The following is an 18,901-nucleotide window of genomic DNA, read 5'->3' on the forward strand; positions in this document are numbered from 1 at the left end:
GTCTCCCCTGCCGGACCGACGGCTCAGGCGGGGGCGGCCGGTAGGGCCGTGTCCCGCTGCCGGGGGACGGCCGGTGCCGCGCCGAGGCCGGTCGCCACGGCCTCGACCAGCGCGTCGAGGTACGCCTCGGTCGGTGCGGTCCGGGCGATGGCGAACCGCCAGTAGAGCGGTCCGACGATCAGATCCACGGCCGCGTCGGCGTCGATGTCGGCGGGCAGTTCGCCGCGCTGCACGGCCCGGTCGACCAGTGACCCGCCGATCTCCTGCTGCTTGGCGCGGAGCAGTCGTTGCAGGGTCTGGTCGATGGTCGGGTTGCGGGCGGCCTCGGCGAGCAGGTCGGGGATGATCTGCGAGGCCAGCGGGTGGCTCAGCGCGTGCGCCACCACCTGGAACAGCAGCGTCAGGTCACCGCGCAGGCTGCCGGTGTCGAGGGCGGGCAGCTTGTTGCCGGCGGCCGCGCTCACCGTCTCCAGGACCAGGTCCAGCTTCGCGCTCCAGCGACGGTAGATGGCCGTCTTGCTGACGCCGGCCCGGCGGGCCACCGCCTCGATGGAGAGCCGGCCGTAGCCGACCGCGGCGAGTTCCTGCATCAGCGCCCGCCGGATCGCCTTGGTGATGTCGCCCCGGAGCACCGCGGCGCCGGCCGGCGTACGCCTCTTCTCGCTGGTCATCGGGGACTCTCTGCACCTGTCACGGAAGCCAGGGTAGCGCAACGACGGTACGGTTGCGTCCCGACGTGTTTTGCACTACCGTCCACGCAGCGACGGGGCGGCCGTCCGGGCCCAGCGCCCTCTAGGATTCCATCGTCGCGAGCATCCCCGACGGCACGAAAGATCGGAGCGCCCTTCCCATGGCCACCACCGCGCTGGTCGACCCTGAAACGGGCCTGACCCAGGCGCAGCTGGCCGCTCGGCACGGACTGCGGGTCGCCGGCGAGCGACCCTCTCTCGCCGAGTACAGCCGCCGACTGTGGGCCTACCGGCATTTCATCGCCGCGTACGCCAACGCCAAACTGGTCGCCTCGTACAGCAACGCCAAGCTGGGCCAGATCTGGCAGGTGCTCACCCCGCTGACCAACGCCGCGGTCTACTACCTGATCTTCGGCGTCGTGCTGGCGCAGAACAGCATGCCGAACTTCATCGCGTACCTGACCACCGGCTTGTTCATCTTCAACTTCACCCAGAGCGCGGTGCTGGCCGGCACCCAGTCGATCAGCAGCAACCTGGGGTTGATCCGGGCGCTGCACTTCCCCCGGGCCAGCCTGCCGCTGGCCGCCACCGTCACCCAGTTCCAGCAGCTGCTGGCCTCGATGGTGGTGCTGATCGGCATCGTGCTGGCCACCGGCGAGCCGATCACCTGGAAGTGGCTGATGCTGGTGCCGGCGCTGCTGCTCCAGGCGGTGTTCAACGCCGGCGTGGTGATGCTGGTGGCCCGGATGGGCTCGAAGGCCAGCGACCTGAAGCAGGTCATGCCGTTCATCCTGCGCACCTGGATGTACGGCTCCGGCGTCCTCTACAGCGTCACCCTCTTCGAGCGGCTGCCCGGCTGGGCGACCACCCTGGTCCAGTTCAACCCGCTGCTGGTCTACATCGAGCTGGCCCGGTACGCGCTGGTGGAGCAGGCGCCACTGCTCAACGAGTCGCTGACCCGGCTCTGGCTGGTCGGCGCGGCCTGGGCGCTGGTCGCCGGGATCGGCGGTTTCATCTACTTCTGGCGCGGCGAACAGGAGTACGGCCGTGGTTGATCACTGGGACACCTCGAACGACGCGACGGTCACGCTGCCCCGGATCACCGAGCGCGTCCCGACCGTGGTGGTGGACGACGCGCACATCATCTACCGGGTGCACAAGGGCGCCGCCGGGGGCAGCAGCCCGGTGGCGGCGCTGCGCCGGCTGGTCAAGCGCACCTCCGCGCCGAACGTCCGGGAGGTGCACGCGGTCAAGGGGATCTCCTTCACCGCGTACCGGGGCGAGGCGATCGGGCTGATCGGCACCAACGGCTCCGGCAAGTCCACCATCCTGCGGGCCATCGCCGGCCTGCTGCCGGTCAACCGCGGCGCGATCTACACCCAGGGGCAGCCCTCGCTGCTCGGCGTCAACGCCGCCCTGCTCAACGACCTGTCCGGGGAACGGAACGTCACCCTGGGCTGCCTGGCCATGGGCATGCACCCGGACGACGTGGCCCGACAGGCCCCAGAGATCATCGAGTTCTCCGGGATCAACGAGCGGGGCGACTTCGCCAGCCTGCCGATGCGCACGTACTCCTCCGGCATGGCGGCCCGGCTGCGGTTCTCCATCGCCGCCGCCAAGAAGCACGACGTGCTGCTGATCGACGAGGCGCTCGCCACCGGCGACAAGGGTTTCCGCAAGCGCAGCGAGGCGCGCGTCCGCGAACTGCGGGAGGGCGCCGGCACGGTGTTCCTGGTGAGCCACCAGCTCTCCTCGGTGCGGGACACCTGCGAGCGGACGATCTGGCTGGAGTCGGGCGTCCTGCGGATGGACGGGCCGACCGACGAGGTCATCCGGGCATACGAGGCGTACGCGAACAGCAAGTAGGATTCCGGCCAACGCGGGGCACGGACACGATGCCCGCGGACCGCGCCGTCCCGTTCGGACGGCGCGGTCCGCGCGTTAAGGTTCATCCCGTCGCCACGCGGGCGCCATCTTTCGTTCAGGCATTCCTGACCGTGCATCCCTGAGAGTGAGGATCGGCAATGACGCAGGACCACACCACTGCCCCGGACGCCACACCGGAGACCCCGGCCCCGTGGCGACCCTCGCGGACGGTGGCGGTGGTGCTGGCCGGCGGCACCGGGACCCGGCTCGGCCTGGGCATCCCGAAGCAGCTGCTGAAGATCGCCGGCAAGCCGATCATCGAGCACACCCTGGCCGTCTTCGACGCCGCCCCGGAGATCGACGAGATCATCGTGCTGATGGCCACCGGGCACGTCGCCGACGCCCAGCAGATCGTCGACAAGGCCGGCTTCCGCAAGGTCAGCAAGGTGATCGAGGGCGGCGACACCCGCAACGCCACCACCCGCATCGCGCTCGACGCGGTCGGCGAGGGCGACGTCAACATCCTCTTCCACGACGCGGTCCGCCCGCTGGTCAGCGCCCGGATCGTCCGCGAGTGCATCAACGCGCTCTGGACGTACGCGGCGGTCGACGTGGCGATCCCCTCGGCCGACACGATCATCCAGGTCGACGAGAACGAGTGCATCACCGACATCCCGGTGCGGGCCACGCTCCGCCGCGGCCAGACCCCGCAGGCGTTCCGGTCGGGCACCATCCGCGAGGCGTACCGGCGGGCCGAGGGCGACCCGAACTTCGCCGCCACCGACGACTGCGGCGTGGTGCTGCGCTACCTGCCCGGCACGCCGATCAAGGTGATCGACGGCTCGGACGAGAACATCAAGGTCACCCACCCGGTCGACGTGCACCTGGCGGACAAGCTCTTCCAGCTCGCCGCCGCCCAGGCGCCCCGGCTCACCGACCACCGCAGCTACACCGAGGAACTGGCCGGCCGGACGATCGTGATCTTCGGCGGCAGCTACGGCATCGGCCACGACCTGGCCGAGCTGGCCCGCCGCTACGGCGCGCAGGTCTTCCCGTTCAGCCGCTCCAGCACCGGCACCCACGTCGAGCGCGCCGGGGACGTCGAGGCGGCGCTGAAGACCGCCTTCGAGGCCACCGGCCGGATCGACCACGTGGTGGTCACCGCCGGCATCCTGGAGAAGGGCTCGCTGGCCGAGATGGACCAGGAGACCATGGACCGGGTGCTCCAGGTCAACTTCGTCGGCCCGGTCATCGCCGCCCGGCAGTCCCTGCCGTACCTCCAGCAGACCAAGGGTCAGCTGCTGCTCTACACCTCCAGCTCCTACACCCGGGGCCGGGCCCAGTACGCCCTCTACTCCTCCACCAAGGCCGCCCTGGTCAACCTGACCCAGGCGCTGGCCGACGAGTGGGCCGAGTTCGGGGTACGGGTCAACTGCATCAACCCGGAGCGCACCGCCACCCCGATGCGGACGAAGGCCTTCGGCGAGGAGCCGGAGCACACCCTGCTCGCCGCCGAGACGGTCGCCCAGTCCTCGCTCGACGTGCTGATCTCCGACCTCACCGGTCAGGTGATCGACGTGCGGCGGGCGCCGGGCGAGCCGGTCCCGGTGCCGGCGCAGCCGACGGCCGCCGGGCAGGGCCGGCTCGGCACCGGCGTCGACGCGGGCTGAGCCGGGGCGGAGACAGCGACTCATGCGTGGTGACCTGGTCAGGAAGCTGATCGCGCGGTGCCTGACCACCGGGCTGGCCGTCCTGGCGTTTCTCGTGGTGGCGCTGACCGGCGCCACCGGCTGGGGGCTGGCGCTGGCGGTCGCCGCGCTGGCCGCGGCCGCCGTCGAGCGCCGGGTCCGGCCCGGCGCCGACATCATCGCCGAGTCGGTGCTGCTCGCGGCCGGGATCCTGGTGGGGTACGCCCGCCGGCTCGACGCCGGCTTCGACCCCGCGCTGACCCTCACCGCCCTGGTGCTGCTCGGCCTGGTGCTGCTGGTCGGCCCGCTGCGCGACGCCGGCAACCTGGAGCTGCGGGCGGCGAACCTGCCGGTCCGTTCCTGGACCCCGCTGGTCGCCGCCCAGCTCGGCAACGCGCTGCTGGTGCTGCTCGGCCTGGTCGCGGTGGCCGCCGCGCTCACCCTGCCCGCCCTCGTCGCGCTGGCCGCCGCCCTGGTGGTGGCCGGCGCGTGCGGGGTGGTCGGGCTGGACCTGGCCCGCCGGCGGTTCCGTCCGCCGACCGGTGGTGGGGCGGTGGCCCGGGCGCTGCGCGCGCACCAGCCGGAGTTCCTGCTCTACTTCTCCGCCCCGCCCGGGTCGGAGTACCAGGTCACCATGTGGTTGCCGTACCTGGAGCGGATCGGCCGGCCGTTCCTGGTGCTGCTGCGGGAGCCGGAGTTCCTGCCCGCCGTCGCGGCCGCCACGAGCGCCCCGGTGGTCTACTGCCCGACGCTCAAGGCCATGGACGAGGCGCTGGTACCGAGCCTGCGGGTGGCGTTCTACGTCAACCACGGCGCGAAGAACAGCCACTGCATCCGGTTCAACCAGCTCACCCACGTGCAGCTGCACCACGGCGACAGCGACAAGGCGCCCAGCGCCAACCCGGTCTCGGCGATCTTCGACCGGATCTTCGTGGCCGGGCCCGCCGCGATCGAGCGGTACGCCCGGGCCGGCGTGGAGATCCCGGCGGAGAAGTTCGTGGTGGTCGGCCGCCCCCAGGTCGAGTCGATTGAGGTGCGTACCGCACCGGCCCGTGGCCTGGCGAACCCGACGGTGCTGTACACCCCGACCTGGACCGGGCACCACGCCGACGCCAACTACTGCTCGTTGCCGGTGGCCGAGACGCTGCTGCGTCGGCTGCTGGAGCGGGGCGCCACGGTCATCCTGCGGGCGCACCCGTACACCTCGCAGAATCCGACCTCGGCCCGGCAGCTGGCGCGGCTGACCGACCTGCTGGCGGCGGAGAAGGCGCGGACCGGGCGGCCGCACCTGTGGGGCGCGGCGGCGAGCCGTGAGCTGAGCCTGACCGAGTGCGTCAACCGTTCCGACGCGCTGGTCTCCGACGTCTCCGGGGTCATCTCCGACTACCTGTACTCGGGCAAGCCGTACGCGGTGACCGACATGGGTGTCGACGGCGACGACTTCGTGGCCCGGTTCCCCCTCGCCGGCTCCGGTTACGTGCTGCGGCGGGACATGGCCGACGTGGACGAGGTGCTGGACCGGCTGCTGGTCACCGATCCGCTGGCCTCGGCCCGGTGGGAGACCCGCCGCCGCTACCTGGGCGACTTCCCGGCCGACGCGTACGCAGAGGGCTTCCTCGACGCCGCGCGGCGGGAGCTGGACCGGGGCTGGAGCCCGCCCGCGCCGCGCACCTCGGAGGCCGTCGCACCCGCCGACGCCCCCGCCTGACCGACACCGCTCCCCGCCCCGCACCGGCCTCGGCAGGTGCGGGGCGGAGCTGTCTCCCGGGTCGGTGACGGGGCACGGGAACAGGCCGCGCGACGGTCGGCGCGGCGAAACTTCTTTACAAGTTCTCACCATTGTAAATATTTATCTTCATGAGCATACTGGCTGCCGGACGCGTGATTGACCGGCGGCGGCACCGCCACCGGCGCCCGCGCGCCGGCGACGCGGCGCGCCCCGACGCCGCTCGCCTCCCCTCCGTCCCCCGGGAGTGCGCCATGCATCCAACAGTCCGCCGGGCCGTCAGCTGGCTCGGCGCGGCGTCCCTCGCCGTCCTCGCCGCGCTCGCCGCACCGGTCGCGGCCCACGCCGCCACCCCCAACTGGCCGACGCTGGGCACCGGCACCAGCGGCGCCAACGTCGCCACCGCCCAGTTCCTGCTCCGCCACCACGGCCGGACCCTCACCGTCGACGGCTGGTACAGCTCCGGCACGGCGACGGCGGTCAGCTCCTTCCAGTCCGCCAACGGCCTCACCGCCGACGGCGTGGTCGGCCCGCTGACCTGGGCGAAGCTGGTGGTCACCCTGGACGCCGGCGCGAACAGCAACGCCGTGCGCGCCCTGCAGACCTCGCTCAACAAGTACGGTTACGGTCTCACCGTCGACGGCGTCTGGGGCGGCTCCACCACCACCGCGGTGACCGACTTCAAGTCCAGCCGTGGGCTCACCGGCGGCAGCACGGTCGGCGCGACCACCTGGCAGTGGCTGGTCGGCGGCGGCGGGGGTGGCGGCAACTACGCCCCGGTCATCGACCGCTCGGTGCTGCCCCGCAGCGAGTACGACGACCCGCACCACGACTACCCCGCCATCGACCTGCCCACGGTCACCGGCGTCACCACGTACGCGATCACCGCCGGCACGGTCGGCCACGCCGGGGGCGGGTGCGGCAACGGCATCGGCATCACCGCCGACGACGGCGCGTACTACCTGTTCTGCCACCTGTCGTCGCGCTCGGTCGCCGCCGGCGCCCGGGTCACCGCCGGCCAGGTGATCGGCTACACCGGCGCCACCGGCAACGTCACCGGCCCGCACCTGCACATCGAGATCCGGGTCAACGGCGCCAACCGCTGCCCGCAGCGGCTGCTGCTGGCGATCTACGACGGCGCCACCGTGCCGGCCCCGGCGTCGCTGCCCGCCACCGGCTGCGCCTACTGACCGTCCGGTCCACCCCGCGGCGGCGGACGGCCGGGCCGGAGCCCGATCGTCCGCCGCCGCTCACAGGTACGGGTCGAGCAGCCCCAGCACCGCCGCCGGGTCCTCCACGTGCGCGTTGTGACCGAGGCCGGGCAGCGTCACCACCGGCACCCCGTACGCGGCGAGCTGGGTCTCGCTGACCATCGGGTCGTGCTCGCCCCGGGCCAGCACCACGGGCACGTCGGTCGCCGCCAGCAGGGCCGCCAGGTCCGGGGCGCCGACAGCGAACGCGGCCGGGTCCATGGCGAGTCGCCAGCGGCCGTCCTCGACGCGCAGGCCGGCGTCGACGACCGGGTGGTCCGGGGCGAACAGTCCGGTGAGGCCGGCGACCTTCAGGTACCGCCGTGCCGCCTCGTCCCGGCCGGCGAACCAGGTCACCGGGCGCTGCGCCAGCTCGCGCGCCTTCACCAGTTCGGCCGGCGACCAGACCGCCTTGATGCCGAGGCCGACCACGGCGTCGACCGGCAGCCCGGCGTCGCGGGCGGCGAGCGCCAGGGCGACCACCCCGCCGAGGGAGTGCCCGAGGATCACCAACCGCTCGCCGGGGCGGGAGCCGTCCGCGGCCGGCCCGAGCTCTTCGGCGACCCGGCCGGCGAGCCCGGCGAAGGAGTAGCCGGACAGCGGCGGGGAGAAGCCGTGCCCGGCCAGGTCCGGTGCCAGCCAGCGCCCCGGCCAGCGGCGCTCGAGCAGCGGCGCCCCGGGCAGCCAGACGTCGCCGGTGGCGCCCATCCCGTGCAGCAGCAGGAGGTGCCGGGTACCCGTGTGGTCGGTCATGGGGCGCAGTCTCCCACCGTCGGCGCCGGCACCGCGAGACCCACGGACGGCGACGGGCGCCGGCCCCCGAGGGGAGCCGGCGCCCGTTCGCGTACGAGGTGGATCAGGCGGAGTAGCCGCGGGTGGCGATCCAGTTCGCCAGCTCGATCGTGCTCATCCAGTACTGCGGCAGGCTCGGGTCCGCCGAGTCGGCGATCTGGACGGCCCGGCCGTCGTTCTTGTAGCCGACCACGGCGATGTAGTGGCCGCCCGGGAAGGAGTGCCAACCCCCGGCGCTGTCGGTGGCGCTGCCGGCCACGTTGACCACCACGCCGCGCTTGTCGGTGATCGCGTCGACCACGTCGGCCTGGAGCCGGTCGATCTGCGCCCGGCTCGGGGTGCTGTCGAACAGCCGGGTCCGGTACGGGTCGCCCTTGACCATCCGGTTGAGCACCCGGGTGGTGTCCCGGACCGAGTTGGTGCCCACCTCGGTGGTGCCGAGCGGGCCGGCCAGCTCGTCCTGGGTGGTCTCCACGCCGGCCGCGCTGAGCGCGTTGCGCACCGCCGCCGGACCGCAGTTGTAGTAGGTGGTCTGGGCCTGGTAGTCGTACGAGAGGATCTTGGTCGACGGCGGCTTCGGTGCCGCCCTGCGGGTCAGGTCCGGGTCCGGCCTGCCCCAGGTGCGCTCGCCGGAGTTGTGGTCGGTCCTGGGGGCGGCGAGGCGGGCCTGGCCGCGGGTGGCGACCTCGTTCAGGCGCGGTGCCGCCTCGGCCACGGCGGCCGAGCTCTGCTGCGGCGCCGGAACGTGCCGTTCGTTGCCGGTCAGGGCGGCGGTCCCCGTGGCGAACACGAGGGCCGCGGCCGAACCGACGACGACCTGGTACGGCCGCTCGGTGACCAGTCGGCGCAGCTGCCGCTTCAGGTGGTGCGGGAACAACCGGGAAGTGGGATCGTGCTGCACGAAGTGGAGCTCCTTCCGACACCGCCGACCGGGTTAGCTGACGGATTCGGGCGGGAAGAACGCCCTACCACGGGCCGTGGCCCGCGGATTCACCCCACAAACAATTGGGTCCCCGGTTCGTGGTCACCCACGATTGAGCGGGTCGGCGCGGCGTCGCCTTCTGCGATCGAAAACCGCACCGGACGGGGGCGACACTACTGGCGGGGCGCCGGCCTCGCCAAGCGCTCTCACCTGCCTAAACATGACCGGGCCCACAAATTTCCCGTGCATTGAGGCACTGACGTCACTCAATGGGACGTGGGGCTTTGGCCGTATCTTTCGGGCAACAACCGGACAGCTCGGCGCCAATCTCCGGGCATACTCGCGACCGGTGTCACCACCCGTGACCCGATGACCGATTCCCGACGGAAGTGACGCAGCTCACCCGGACTTGATAACGATTTCGTCCCGTTCCGGCCGTCAACCCACCCTTGCCGGACGCCAGCGGGCCGCAGGCGCGGTCCGGGCCGCCACGGCAACCGCCCGGGGCGCGGGGACCCGGCCCGGCCGCAGCCGCTGCGCCGCCGCGTACGCCTCGGCCGCCAGCGACCGGGCCGCCTCGGCGGCCAGCTCGGCGTCCCGCCACGCCGTCCGCTCCCGCTCGGCGGCCGAGGTGTACGCGTCCCGCCGGCCGTCCCGTACCGCGCGGGCGAGCAGCACCTCCTGCTCTACCGGGTGCCGGCGGGGATCCCAGCCGTCCCGGTGGGCGAAGACGTCCCGCAGCCGCTCCACCGGCAACTCGCCCCGCCAGTGCGCCGCCACCGCGGCCTGGTGCAGCCAGCGCTCCCGGCCGGCGTACTCGGCGGGCGTACGGGGGGTGCGCGGGGCGGGCAGCGCCGCGGCGCCGGCGAAGCGGCGGGCCGCCGTCTCCGCCTCGTCGTACGCCGTCCAGGCCCGGTCGACCTCTTCGTGGGCGGCCTCCCACGCCGCCCGCCGGCGCTGCGCGGTACGGGCCGCCCGGGCGGCGGCGACCGCCACCTCCTCGGCGTACCGGCGCAGGTCGGCCAGCTCGACGGCCGGGGACGGCTCGGCGGGCGTCGCCTCGCCGACGGGGCGGTCCCGCTCGGGGCGGGCCACCAGGACGGTGAGCACGGTGAGGGCGAGCACCAGCAGGGCGGACCAGATGGCGGCGGCGGTGGGGACCTCGGTCAGGAACTCGTGGAGCACGGTGTTCATGAGCGGCACCTCCCGGGAGCGGGATGCGGAAGAGGGATCCGGCACGGGCCGGACGGCGCGCGCGGCACGGGCGGCGGCGGGCCTTCGTCAGGCGGGTGCGGCGGTGAGGTTCGACGAGACGGTGGTCGCGGGACACCCCCGCGCGGCGGTCAGCCGGCCGGCGGCGCGCGGGGCCCGGTGACGGTCGGGGCGAGCCCCGTGAACGTCGCCGCCGCGGCGACGAGCGCGCCGGCGGGGCGGGCGGAGCCGTCCGCGACAGCCGGCATGGCCGGCCGGCCAACCGGGTCGTGCGCGCCGGCGGCGTACCCGGTGAGGTCTCCGGCGACGGTGTCGGCGCGGCCGGTCGGCGCGGCGCCGGCGGCGCGTCGGCCGGCGACCGCCGCCGAGGCGGCGGGATCGGTGACGGCGGGAACGAACTGCGACGGCGCGGCGGTCACCGGCAGCGGCGCGGTGCTCGGCAGCTCCACCGCGCCGCTCGGCGCGGAACCGCCGAGCGAGAGGGCGACCGCCACGGCGACGCCGGTCACCAGGCGGGAACTCCAGCGCGCCACCCACCACAGGGGACTGGTGAGCGCGACCGGGAGCACAGGGCCACGCTACCGCCGACGTGGGCGGGCCGCAGCGTGGCCGGGCGTGTCGCCGCGCCCGGCCCGTCCACCGTGGTCCGATCCGCCGCGCCGCCCGGAGCGGTCCCCCACCCGGCGGCCGAGGCGGGCCGGTACGGCCGGTTCAGCGGGCGGTGGTCCCGACCGGCGGCCGCGCGTCGTCGTGGGCGTCGGCCGGCCGCCCGGGTGCCACCGGGGGCGTCGACGGGCGGCCCGCGCCGGCACGGGGGCGGCGAGGGCTGAGGCGGCGCATCATCGGCGTCTCCACCCAGCGGTGCAGCAGGGCGGCCAGCGCCAGGTTCACCGCCAGGAAGCCGACCACGACCAGCGGTCCCCACCAGCCGGGCAGCCCGACCCCGAGCCGCCCGGCCAGCCGGAGCACCGTCACCATCACCAGCACGTGCACCAGGTAGAAGGCGAACGAGACCTCGCCGAGCCAGACCAGCGTGCGGTGCCGCCACGGCGACGGGCGGCCGTGCACGTCCGCGCCGGCCGCGGCGGTGATGACCAGGATGTACGCCGCCGACAGGATCGCCGCCCAGAGCTCGGCGCGGATCCACTGCGCGGCGACCACCCAGGTCACCACGAAGATCAGGCTGGCCAGGGGCAGCCCCGGCCCGCGCCACCGGCCACGCCGCATCAGCTCGGCGGCGGCCACGCCCAGCCAGAACTCGGTGGAGCGGACCACCGGGAAGATCTGGTTGAACCACCAGGTGCTCGCCTCGGGCACCAGCGACTGGCCGGGCCAGAGGGCCACGATGAGCAGCGGCACCGCGACCACCACGGCCCACAGGACGCCGGCGCGGGCCCGCCGGATCGCGGGCAGCACCAGCGGCAGGCAGAGGTAGAAGAACAACTCGCAGGAGAGCGACCAGCTCACCGAGTTGATGCTGTAGAAGTAGCCGGGCGTGGGGTCCCACGCCTGGACCAGCAGGAGGCTCTCCAGCGCCGCGCGCGGCACCACCGGGTCGGCGAACCACCACATCACCAGCAGCGCCGCGGCCCACGTCAGCACGTGGTTCGGGTAGATCTTCGCCAGCCGCCGCCGCCAGAAGTCCCGACGGCGGTCGGTGTCCCGGGCCGACCAGACCAGCACGAATCCACTGAGGATGAAGAAGAACTGCACCCCGGACAGGCCCAGCGTGAAGGTCCAGTCCAGGACGGCCTTGACGTCCGGTTCGCCGACGATCCCCATGGTGCCGGCGTGATAGCCGAACACCAGCATCGCGGCGACCCAGCGCAGGCCGGTCAGCGACGGCAGCCGGCGCGCCCGCGCGGCGGTGGCCTCCGGTGCGCTCGTCATGCCGGGCACCCGACCGTCGCCACGCTGACCCGCACGTACCTCTCCTCCCGGCCGGAACGCCGGTGCCCTCCGGCAGCGGCACCGGTCGGTCCCGCCGCCGGGCACCCTACCGGCTGCCCCGGCCGCCGCGTCCCGGCCGGGGCGTGGCGGGTGACACGCGGGTGTGCGCAGGGCATCGGTTGTCCTAATATTCCGGGGCCCCGGTCGAGTCGTGCCCGGTCCGGGCGCGCAGCGGGCGTCGCCCCGGCACGGACGAACGAGGGATGGAGCGGACATGCACCAGCGGATCCTGATGCGAGCGAAGAAGGGCCCGTTCGACGTCCGCTCCCCGGAGGAGGCCTTCGAAGGGGACTGGATCGGGGTCAACAACGGCAACCTGGTCTTCAGCCACGCCGCGCACAAGCTGCTCAGCACCGCGACCGCGGAGATCACCCCGACCGAGTTCAAGGTCAACCCACGGGACGCCGACGAGATCAACGAGCGATACGACGTCTACGTCATCCCGCTCGCCAACGCCTTCCGGCGCAGCTACGCCCACCGCATCGAGCTGATGACCCGGCTGGTCGAGCGGCTCCGGATCCCGGTGGTCGTCCTCGGGGTGGGTGCCCAGACCAACCTGGCCGGCGACCGGGAGTACCTGCGCCCGATCGACGACGTGGTGAGCCGTTTCGTCCGGGCGGTGCTCGACCGCTCCCCCAGCATCGGCGTCCGGGGCGAGATCACCGAGGGCTACCTGCGTTCCCTGGGCTTCTCGGCGGTCGACGTGATCGGCTGCCCGTCGATGTTCCTGCACGGCGACCGGCTCGGGGTGGAGAAGGGCAAGCCGACCCTGGAGCCGGACGCCCGGGTGGCGCTGACCATCTCGCCGTACGTCAAGTCGATGGCGAAGATCATCGAGTCGCATCACCGGCGCTACCCGAACCTGCGCTACCTGCCGCAGGACCTGAAGACCCTGGGCATCCTGCTCCACGGCGACGACCCCGCCGACCGGGGAAAGCGCAGCGACATCCCGATCCACACCTCCCACCCGCTGTTCACCGAGGACAAGGTGCGGATGTTCCTGGATCCGTGGACCTGGATGGAGTACCTCTCCGGCTTCGACTTCGCCTTCGGCACCCGGATCCACGGCACCATCACGGCGCTGGTCTCCGGCACGCCCGGCTACCTCTTCGCGCACGACTCCCGCACTCTCGAACTGGCCCGCTACTTCGACATCCCGCACCGCCCGATGCCGGAGGTGCCGGCCGACGTCGACGCGGCGCAGCTCTACGCCGAGGCCGACTACACCGCCCTCAACGCCGGCCACCGGGCCCGCTACGAGGTGATGAGCGCGTTCCTCGCCCGGCACGACCTCGGCAACGCCTTCACCGACGGTGACAGCGCGGCCCGCTTCGACGAGCGGGTCCGGGCCACCACCTTCCCGCCCGCGGTCCGGGCCGCGACCGCCACCGACCGGGAGGAGCTGCTGACCCGGATCCAGTGGCTGCGCGACCAGAACGCCGAGCTGCGCGCCCGGGTGACGGCGCTGGAGGAGCAGCGGTTGCGGACCCGGGTCAGGCGCGCCGTCGGGGCGCCGGTGCGGCGGCTGCTGAGCCGTTAACCCGCCGCTGGGCCGCTGTTCAGGAACTTCATCTCCGCCGGATACGTGAGGTTCCGGGGCCGTCCACCCGGATGGATCAGGGTGACGGCGTGGTCAATCAGCCCGCGCACCCCCCGCTGCTGAGCGTCGTCGTACCCGTGCACCGGGTGGAGTCGTACCTGCACCAGTGCCTCGACTCGATCCGGACCGACGTCCCGGCCGGCGACGAGGCGGCCGTCGAAATCGTCGCCGTCGACGACGCCTCACCGGACCGGTGCGGGGAGCTGCTGCGGGCGTACGCGGCCGCCCACCCCGGGGTGCGGACGGTGCACCTGACCCGCAACGTCGGCCTGGGCCCGGCCCGCAACGCCGGCCTGGACGTGGCGTCCGGCACGTACGTCTGGTTCGTCGACAGCGACGACTGGCTGCCCCCGGGCACCGTCCCCGCCGTGCTGGACCGGCTCCGCGCCCACCGCCCCGACGTGCTGGTCCTCGACCACCTGCGGGTGCGGGAGGACGGCGGGCGGGAGGTCGACGCCAGCAGCCCGCTGCTGCGCGGAGTGCCCGGGGTGGTCCGGCTGGCCGACCGGCCGCAGCTGCTGCGGGTGCAGCACACCGCCTGGAACAAGGTGGTCCGGCGGGCCTTCCTGGACGAGCTGGGGCTGCGCTTCCACGCCGGCTGGTACGAGGACATCCCGTTCAGCCACCCGCTGCTGATCGGCGCCGAGCGGATCTCGGTGCTCGACCGCGTCTGCTACCTCTACCGCCAGGGCCGGCAGGGCGCGATCACCTCGACCCGCAGCGGGCGGCACTTCGACGCCTTCGACCAGTACGAGCGGCTGTTCGACTGGGTGGCGCGGAGGTCGTCGGACGACCGGCTGCGCGCCGACCTGTTCGCCCTGATGGTCGGTCACCTGCTGGTGGTGGTGGGCAACGACCACCGGATGGACCCGCGGCTGCGCCGCGCCTTCTTCCACCGGGTGGCCCGGCACTACCGCCGGTACCTGCCCGTCGGTGGCTACCCCCGGCCGGCCGGGGCGGCCGGGCTCAAGCACCGCCTGGTGGCCGGGGACGCCTACCTGGCGTACACCCTGCTGCGCACGGCGCACCGGGCGGCCGGCCGGCTGCGGGGCGCCCGCCCGGTCGAACCGGCCGCGACGGCGACGGCCACCCCCGCCGTTCCGGTGCCGGCCGCCGACCTGCCCTCGGACCAGCCCACGGCGCTCACGGGTCGCGGATGACGGGGCTGCTGCGCCCGGCCGGGGAGGCCGACCTCGACCGGATCCGGCGCTGGCGCAACCATCCCCGGGTACGCGCGGTCAGCCTGACCCGGCACGAGATCGGCACCGCCGAGCATCTCGCCTGGTGGACGGCGGTACGCGCCGACCCGGACCGCCGGGTGCTCGTGCACCTGCACGACGGCACCCCGGCCGGGGTGGTCACCTTCTCCGGCGTCGCCTCGCCAGAGCGGGCCCTCACCTGGGGGTTCTTCCTCGACGTCGCCGGGTTGGACGCCTCCGGCGGGCTGCTGCCGGCCTGGATGTCCCTGGAGCGGGCGGCGATCGCGCACGCGTTCGAGGTGCTCGGCGCGCGGACCCTCGGCGGGGAGACGCTCGCCGACAACACCCCGGTGCTGGCCCTGCACCGGCGCTTCGGATTTCGGGTGGTCCGCCGGTACGAGCGGGACATCGACGGTGAGCCGCACCAGGTGGTGTGGACGGAGATGAGCAGAGGAACATGACGGCGACAGTGAAGATCGGGCCGCACGCGGTCGGCACCGGTGAGCGACCCTTCGTGGTCGCGGAGATGTCCGGCAACCACAACGGCAGCCTGGACCGGGCGCTGGCCATCGTGGACGCGGTGGCCGCCAGCGGGGCGCACGCGCTCAAGCTCCAGACGTACACCCCGGACACCATCACCATCGACGTCGACACGCCCGCCTTCCGCATCTCCGACGGGCACGGGCTGTGGGGTGGCGAGAACCTCTACCGGCTCTTCGCGCGGGCGCACACCCCGTACGAGTGGCACGAGCCGATCTTCGAACGGGCCCGCCGGCACGGCCTGACGGTCTTCTCGTCGCCCTTCGACGCCACCGCGGTGACGCTGCTGGAGGAGTTGGACGCGCCGGCGTACAAGATCGCCTCGTCGGAGCTGGTGGACCTGCCGCTGATCCGGCTGGTGGCCGGCACCGGGAAGCCGATGATCATCTCGACCGGGATGGCGACGGTCGGCGAGATCGACGCGGCGGTCCGGGCCGCCCGGGACGGTGGTGCGGCCGGCATCGTGCTGCTGGCCTGCACGGCGTCCTACCCGGCGCCCCCGCAGGACAGCAACCTGCGCCGCCTGCCGGTGCTGGCCGACGTCTTCGACGTGCCGGTCGGGCTCTCCGACCACACTCCCGGGATCGGCGTACCGGTCGCCGCGGTGGCGCTGGGCGCCTGCCTCATCGAGAAGCACGTGACGCTGCGGCGCTCCGACGGCGGGGTCGACGCGGACTTCTCACTGGAGCCGGCGGAACTGGCCGCACTCCGCGTCGAGACCGAGCGGGCGTGGGCGGCGCTGGGCGGTCCGGCCATCGGCCCCACCCCGACGGAGCGGGAGGGGCTGCGGTTCCGCCGCTCCCTGCACGTGGTGGCCGACGTCCGCGCCGGCGACCCGGTGACCGAGGCCAACGTCCGCTCGATCCGGCCGGCCGGGGGCCTGCCCCCGGCCGACCTGGACCGGGTGCGCGGGCGCGTCTTCACCCGGGACGTGCCGCGCGGCACCCCGCTCGACTGGGACCTGGTCTGAGCCGACCGACGCGACCGGGTCCGGGAGGCGGTCCCGACCGCTCCCGGACCCCGTCGGGTCCGCGGCGACCGCCGGTCGCTCGCCGGCCGGCACCGGTCGGACCGGCCGCGGCCGTCCACCCGGAATTCGTCGGGCATTCCCGGGGCCTTCCGGAACACTTTCCCGACTCTTCGCAATTCCCAAAGCAGGGACTTGACCTGCCGAAATGCGTTTCCTCAATGGGCGTGGGGCATTCACCCGACCAGTGACCCATGTTCACCGCCGGGCGTCGGGACGTTAACCCGCCGGGCTTAGCGTCTCGATCCGGCCGACCGGCTTCAGGCCGCGACCGATCAACGACGACCATGGGAGCACCAGTTGAGTGAATTGAATGGTTCGTCCATTCTGATCACCGGGGGGACGGGTTCCTTCGGGAAGACGTTCCTCCGGCACGTTCTCACCGAGGCCGACCCGGCCCGGGTGGTGGTGTTCTCCAGGGACGAACTCAAACAGTACGAGCTGCGCCAGCAGTTCGGCGACGACCCGCGGCTGCGCTGGTTCATCGGCGACGTCCGGGACCGGCACCGGCTCACCCGGGCGATGCACGGGGTGGACCACGTGGTGCACGCCGCGGCGCTCAAGCAGGTGGACACCGCCGAGTACAACCCTTCGGAGTTCATCGCCACCAACATCACCGGTTGCCAGCACGTGGTGGACGCCGCGATCGAGGCCGGCGTCAGGAAGGTCATCGCGCTCTCGACCGACAAGGCGTCCAGCCCGATCAACCTGTACGGGGCGACCAAGCTGGTCGGCGACAAGCTGTTCATCTCCGCCAACCACTACGCCGCCCACCATCCCACCCGCTTCGCCGTGGTGCGCTACGGCAACGTGGTGGGCAGCCGCGGCTCCGTCGTCCCGCTGTTCCGTCGGCTCGCCGCCGAGGGTAGGAGCCTGCCCGTCACCGACAAGCGGATGACCCGGTTCTGGATCACCCTCGACCAGGCGGTGCGGTTCGTCATGGACTCCTTCGACCAGATGCAGGGCGGGGAGCTGTTCGTCCCGCGGATCCCCAGCATGCGGATCCTGGACCTGGTCGAGGCGGTCGCCCCGGACGCCACCACGCACGAGGTGGGCATCCGACCGGGCGAGAAGCTGCACGAGGAGATGATCGCTCCCGACGACAGCCGACGGACGCTGCGCGCGGCGGACCGGTTCATCGTCCAGCCGACCATCGCCACCTGGGGCTACCAGCCGCCGGCCGGCTGCGAGCCGGTCCCCGACGGCTTCGCCTACCAGTCGGACGGCAACGACCAGTGGCTCGGCGTGCAGGAGCTGCGCGACATGCTCGAGGTCTCCGCGTGACGGCGCTCCTGCCGTACGGCCGGCATTCGGTGACCGAGGACGACGTGGCCGCCGTGGTCGCCGCGCTGCGCAGCGACTGGCTCACCACCGGCCCCCAGGTGGACGCCTTCGAGGCGGACCTCGCCGGCTGGACCGGCGGGGTCGCCTGCGCGGCGGTCGCCAACGGCACGGCCGCGCTGCACGTCGCGTACGCGGCGGCCGGCATCGGCCCCGGCGACGAGGTCGTCGTGCCGCCGATGACCTTCGCCGCCACCGCCAGCACCGCCGTCGCGCTGGGTGCCCGGGTGGTCTTCGCCGACGTCGAGGAGGAGACGTACACCCTCGACCCGGCGGCGGTGGCCGCGGCCGTCACCAGCCGGACCCGGGTGGTGTCCGCGGTGGACTACGCGGGACACCCGGCCGACCACGACGCCCTGCGCGGCGTGCTCGCCGGCACCGGCGCGCTGCTGCTCGCCGACGCCGCACACTCCATCGGCGCCACCTACCACGGCCGGCCGGTCGGCTCGCTGGCCGACCTGACCACGTTCTCGTTCTTCCCCACCAAGAACCTCACCACCGCCGAGGGCGGGGCGGTCGCCGCCCTCGATCCGGCGCTGCTGGCGCGGGCCCGCCGGTTCCGCAACCACGGCCTGGTCCGGGACCGCGCCGAGCAACGCTGGCCGGACGAGGGCGGCTGGCACCAGGAGGTGCACGAGTTCGGGCTCAACTACCGGCTGCCCGACGTGCTCTGCGCGCTGGGCCGCAGCCAGCTGCGCCGGCTCGGCGACTTCCTCGCCGCCCGGGAACGGCTGGTGCGACGGTACGACGAGGCCCTGGCCGACCTGCCCGGGGTGCGCAGGCCCGGACGCCGGTCCTGGGCCCGACCCGCCTGGCACCTCTATCCGATCCGGGTGCTCGACGGACGTCGCCGGGAGGTGTACGACCGGATGCGCGCCGCCGGGATCGGCGTGCAGGTCAACTACATCCCGGCGCACTGGCACCCGGTCTTCGCCGACCTCGGCTACCGGCGCGGCTCCTGCCCCGTCGCCGAGGGGTTCTACGCCGAGCAGCTCTCCCTGCCGCTGTACCCGGGCCTCACCGAGGCCGACCAGGAGCGGGTCGTCGACGCCCTCGGCGCGGCGCTGCGGGCCAGCACGGCGCGTGCCGCCGCCTGATT

The 18,901-nt window shown here is 73.4% G+C and carries 17 protein-coding genes and 1 riboswitch; of the genes, 11 read left to right on the top strand and 6 right to left on the bottom strand.

What is annotated here, in order from left to right; genetic code table 11:
* Nucleotides 1–23: 23 nt before the first annotated feature.
* The gene (locus tag V6U79_RS14970; protein WP_334615001.1) at nt 24–632 is read right to left on the bottom strand and encodes a TetR/AcrR family transcriptional regulator; all 609 of its coding nucleotides are present in this window, start codon (nt 630–632) and stop codon (nt 24–26) included.
* Nucleotides 633–850: 218 nt separating this feature from the next.
* Here V6U79_RS14970 and V6U79_RS14975 point away from each other — a divergent pair, with 218 nt between their 5' ends.
* The 5 genes from V6U79_RS14975 (at nt 851) to V6U79_RS14995 (ending at nt 7,159) form a co-directional block, all read left to right on the top strand.
* Complete coding sequence (locus tag V6U79_RS14975; RefSeq protein ID WP_334526185.1) at nt 851–1,744, top strand: ABC transporter permease; 894 nt, start codon at nt 851–853, stop codon at nt 1,742–1,744.
* Nucleotides 1,737–2,555, top strand: coding sequence for an ABC transporter ATP-binding protein (locus V6U79_RS14980; protein WP_334526182.1), 819 nt, complete (start codon nt 1,737–1,739; stop codon nt 2,553–2,555). The genes V6U79_RS14975 and V6U79_RS14980 overlap by 8 nt, the downstream gene beginning before the upstream one ends.
* 158 nt (nt 2,556–2,713) lie before the next feature.
* On the top strand, nt 2,714–4,225 hold the full coding sequence (locus tag V6U79_RS14985; RefSeq protein WP_334526179.1) for a D-ribitol-5-phosphate cytidylyltransferase: 1,512 nt from the start codon (nt 2,714–2,716) through the stop codon (nt 4,223–4,225).
* Nucleotides 4,226–4,247: 22 nt separating this feature from the next.
* Nucleotides 4,248–5,951 (top strand): CDP-glycerol glycerophosphotransferase family protein, encoded by a 1,704-nt coding sequence (locus V6U79_RS14990; RefSeq protein ID WP_334526177.1) that lies wholly within the window; start codon nt 4,248–4,250, stop codon nt 5,949–5,951.
* 272 nt (nt 5,952–6,223) lie between these two features.
* Nucleotides 6,224–7,159 carry a peptidoglycan-binding protein gene (locus V6U79_RS14995; RefSeq protein ID WP_334614979.1) on the top strand — a complete coding sequence of 312 codons (936 nt, stop codon included), beginning with the start codon at nt 6,224–6,226 and terminating at the stop codon, nt 7,157–7,159.
* 60 nt (nt 7,160–7,219) lie between these two features.
* Here the strand turns inward: V6U79_RS14995 and V6U79_RS15000 are convergent, their stop codons facing one another.
* The 5 genes from V6U79_RS15000 to V6U79_RS15020 form a co-directional block, all read right to left on the bottom strand.
* Nucleotides 7,220–7,972, bottom strand: coding sequence for an alpha/beta fold hydrolase (locus V6U79_RS15000; protein ID WP_334526171.1), 753 nt, complete (start codon nt 7,970–7,972; stop codon nt 7,220–7,222).
* A 103-nt stretch (nt 7,973–8,075) separates the two neighbouring features.
* Nucleotides 8,076–8,912: a C39 family peptidase gene (locus V6U79_RS15005; protein ID WP_334614980.1), complete on the bottom strand. Its 837-nt coding sequence runs from the start codon at nt 8,910–8,912 to the stop codon at nt 8,076–8,078.
* Between the two features lie 7 nt (nt 8,913–8,919).
* Nucleotides 8,920–9,062: riboswitch (cyclic di-AMP (ydaO/yuaA leader) on the bottom strand.
* Nucleotides 9,063–9,371: 309 nt separating this feature from the next.
* Complete coding sequence (locus V6U79_RS15010; protein ID WP_334614981.1) at nt 9,372–10,127, bottom strand: hypothetical protein; 756 nt, start codon at nt 10,125–10,127, stop codon at nt 9,372–9,374.
* A 149-nt stretch (nt 10,128–10,276) separates the two neighbouring features.
* Nucleotides 10,277–10,714, bottom strand: a complete 438-nt coding sequence (locus V6U79_RS15015; RefSeq protein ID WP_334614982.1) for a hypothetical protein — start codon at nt 10,712–10,714, stop codon at nt 10,277–10,279.
* 142 nt (nt 10,715–10,856) lie between these two features.
* Nucleotides 10,857–12,035, bottom strand: coding sequence for an acyltransferase family protein (locus V6U79_RS15020; protein ID WP_334526159.1), 1,179 nt, complete (start codon nt 12,033–12,035; stop codon nt 10,857–10,859).
* 274 nt (nt 12,036–12,309) lie between these two features.
* On the opposite strand from V6U79_RS15020, the gene V6U79_RS15025 reads away from it, so the two are divergent.
* The 6 genes from V6U79_RS15025 (at nt 12,310) to V6U79_RS15050 (ending at nt 18,899) form a co-directional block, all read left to right on the top strand.
* Complete coding sequence (locus V6U79_RS15025; protein WP_334526157.1) at nt 12,310–13,635, top strand: polysaccharide pyruvyl transferase family protein; 1,326 nt, start codon at nt 12,310–12,312, stop codon at nt 13,633–13,635.
* An 89-nt stretch (nt 13,636–13,724) separates the two neighbouring features.
* Nucleotides 13,725–14,855 carry a glycosyltransferase family 2 protein gene (locus V6U79_RS15030; protein ID WP_334614983.1) on the top strand — a complete coding sequence of 377 codons (1,131 nt, stop codon included), beginning with the start codon at nt 13,725–13,727 and terminating at the stop codon, nt 14,853–14,855.
* Nucleotides 14,852–15,355 carry a GNAT family N-acetyltransferase gene (locus V6U79_RS15035; protein ID WP_334614984.1) on the top strand — a complete coding sequence of 168 codons (504 nt, stop codon included), beginning with the start codon at nt 14,852–14,854 and terminating at the stop codon, nt 15,353–15,355. The genes V6U79_RS15030 and V6U79_RS15035 overlap by 4 nt, the downstream gene beginning before the upstream one ends.
* Complete coding sequence (pseI, locus tag V6U79_RS15040; protein ID WP_334526148.1) at nt 15,352–16,404, top strand: pseudaminic acid synthase; 1,053 nt, start codon at nt 15,352–15,354, stop codon at nt 16,402–16,404. The genes V6U79_RS15035 and pseI overlap by 4 nt, the downstream gene beginning before the upstream one ends.
* 357 nt (nt 16,405–16,761) lie before the next feature.
* Nucleotides 16,762–17,745, top strand: a complete 984-nt coding sequence (pseB, locus tag V6U79_RS15045; RefSeq protein ID WP_334614985.1) for a UDP-N-acetylglucosamine 4,6-dehydratase (inverting) — start codon at nt 16,762–16,764, stop codon at nt 17,743–17,745.
* Nucleotides 17,742–18,899, top strand: a complete 1,158-nt coding sequence (locus tag V6U79_RS15050; RefSeq protein ID WP_334614986.1) for a DegT/DnrJ/EryC1/StrS family aminotransferase — start codon at nt 17,742–17,744, stop codon at nt 18,897–18,899. The genes pseB and V6U79_RS15050 overlap by 4 nt, the downstream gene beginning before the upstream one ends.
* The last annotated feature ends 2 nt before the right edge of the window (nt 18,900–18,901 follow it).

Source organism: Micromonospora psammae (assembly GCF_036902725.1).
Lineage (GTDB): Bacteria > Actinomycetota > Actinomycetes > Mycobacteriales > Micromonosporaceae > Micromonospora.

What these genes read in the sequence shown, in the direction of transcription:
- V6U79_RS14975 (WP_334526185.1), top strand. Translation starts at nt 851, where the DNA reads ATGGCCACCACCGCGCTGGTCGACCCTGAAACGGGCCTGACCCAGGCG.
- V6U79_RS14985 (WP_334526179.1), top strand. Translation starts at nt 2,714, where the DNA reads ATGACGCAGGACCACACCACTGCCCCGGACGCCACACCGGAGACCCCG.
- V6U79_RS14990 (WP_334526177.1), top strand. Translation starts at nt 4,248, where the DNA reads ATGCGTGGTGACCTGGTCAGGAAGCTGATCGCGCGGTGCCTGACCACC.
- V6U79_RS14995 (WP_334614979.1), top strand. Translation starts at nt 6,224, where the DNA reads ATGCATCCAACAGTCCGCCGGGCCGTCAGCTGGCTCGGCGCGGCGTCC.
- V6U79_RS15000 (WP_334526171.1), bottom strand. Translation starts at nt 7,972, where the DNA reads ATGACCGACCACACGGGTACCCGGCACCTCCTGCTGCTGCACGGGATG.
- V6U79_RS15010 (WP_334614981.1), bottom strand. Translation starts at nt 10,127, where the DNA reads ATGAACACCGTGCTCCACGAGTTCCTGACCGAGGTCCCCACCGCCGCC.
- V6U79_RS15020 (WP_334526159.1), bottom strand. Translation starts at nt 12,035, where the DNA reads ATGACGAGCGCACCGGAGGCCACCGCCGCGCGGGCGCGCCGGCTGCCG.
- V6U79_RS15025 (WP_334526157.1), top strand. Translation starts at nt 12,310, where the DNA reads ATGCACCAGCGGATCCTGATGCGAGCGAAGAAGGGCCCGTTCGACGTC.
- V6U79_RS15035 (WP_334614984.1), top strand. Translation starts at nt 14,852, where the DNA reads ATGACGGGGCTGCTGCGCCCGGCCGGGGAGGCCGACCTCGACCGGATC.
- pseI (WP_334526148.1), top strand. Translation starts at nt 15,352, where the DNA reads ATGACGGCGACAGTGAAGATCGGGCCGCACGCGGTCGGCACCGGTGAG.